Origin of the sequence: Staphylococcus sp. AS1337 (assembly GCF_051408735.1) — a bacterium.
GTDB lineage: Bacteria > Bacillota > Bacilli > Staphylococcales > Staphylococcaceae > Staphylococcus > Staphylococcus xylosus_B.
In genome coordinates this window covers 1-413 of sequence record NZ_JBOIHZ010000021.1, presented here as the reverse complement: position 1 = coordinate 413, position 413 = coordinate 1, and the positions used below count along the sequence as shown (strand labels likewise).

Annotated in this window: 1 protein-coding gene; it reads left to right on the top strand. The window is 47.9% G+C overall.

Going from position 1 to position 413, the window contains the following annotated elements; translation table 11 throughout:
- Positions 1-186, top strand: a 186-nt coding sequence (locus ACSUE0_RS14550) for a hypothetical protein (protein WP_436957838.1), incomplete at its 5' end; no start/stop codon positions are given.
- Between the last annotated feature and the right edge of the window lie 227 nt (positions 187-413).

The following is a 413-nucleotide window of genomic DNA, read 5'->3' as shown; positions in this document are numbered from 1 at the left end:
GCATTCAAACACGCTGCATGGAATCCACTGCATTCAATCGGGATGCTTTGGGCCATGCTGGATAATATCCACTGCATTCAATCGGGATTCATTGGGCCTCGCTGCCTGGAATCCACTGCATTCAATCATGCTGCATGGAATCCACTGCATTCAATCATGCTGCATAAAATCCACTGCATTCAATAGGGTTCCATTTCTTCACGCTGCATGGCATACACTGCATTCAAACACGCTGCATGGAATCCACTGCATTCAATCGAGATCCATTGGGCCACGCTGCATGGAATCCACTGCATTCAACCGGGATTCATTTATCCCCGCTGCATGGAATGCACGGCGTTCAATCGGGATGCATTTTACCATGCTCCGTGGTCTTCACTGCATTCAATCATAATGCATGGAAACCACTGCAT